The sequence below is a fragment of the Blautia sp. MSJ-36 genome, assembly GCF_018917985.1.
GTDB lineage: Bacteria > Bacillota > Clostridia > Lachnospirales > Lachnospiraceae > Blautia_A.
Map to the genome: position 1 here is coordinate 1 of NZ_JAHLPQ010000070.1, position 680 is coordinate 680.

1 protein-coding gene is annotated in these 680 nt (G+C 39.0%); it reads left to right on the forward strand.

Translation table 11 applies throughout. The features are described 5' to 3' along the window. Positions 1 to 142 precede the first annotated feature (142 nt). The gene (gene tnpA / locus KQI39_RS17165; RefSeq protein WP_216419780.1) at positions 143 to 562 is read left to right on the forward strand and encodes an IS200/IS605 family transposase; all 420 of its coding nucleotides are present in this window, start codon (positions 143 to 145) and stop codon (positions 560 to 562) included. The last annotated feature ends 118 nt before the right edge of the window (positions 563 to 680 follow it).

The following is a 680-nucleotide window of genomic DNA, read 5'->3' on the forward strand; positions in this document are numbered from 1 at the left end:
TTAATATGAAAGAGCAAATCCCCCAGCTATGCTGGGGCGAATAGTGTAGTAGTGACGATGTAGAATGTATAATAAAGCCTCCTATGCTACAATAGTAAAGGTGTCTCAAGCCAATACTGAAGAGAATAGGAGGCGGTCCAACGTGGACAGTAGTAGTTTATCACATACAAGGTATAAATGCCAGTATCATATAGTGTTTATACCAAAGTATAGAAAACGAATTATGTACGGAAGATTAAAAGCAGATGTAAGAGAAATAATAAAAAAACTTTGCGATTACCGGAATATAGAAATCGTAGAAGGTGCAGTATGTGCAGATCATGTACATTTGTGTTTAAGCATTCCGCCGAGTGAAAAAGTGTCAGATGTGGTAGGGTACATAAAAGGAAAAAGTGCATTAATGATACACGATAAATATCCGGAAAGTATAAATGGATGGTCAAAAGCTTTTTGGGCCAGAGGATATTATGTTGCAACAGTAGGCAATATCACAGAAGATGCAGTAAAGGAATACATTCAGCAGCAAAAAGAAGAATCAAAAAGAGAAGATACTAGAAGATAGCCTCTTTTAGAGGCCAGCCGGTATATATGCTTGAGGCATCCGCCTTTCAGGCGTTGCAGGCATAAGCCCCTTATAGGGGCAGAATCAAACCACCAGTTGAACTGGTGGTTCATGACTT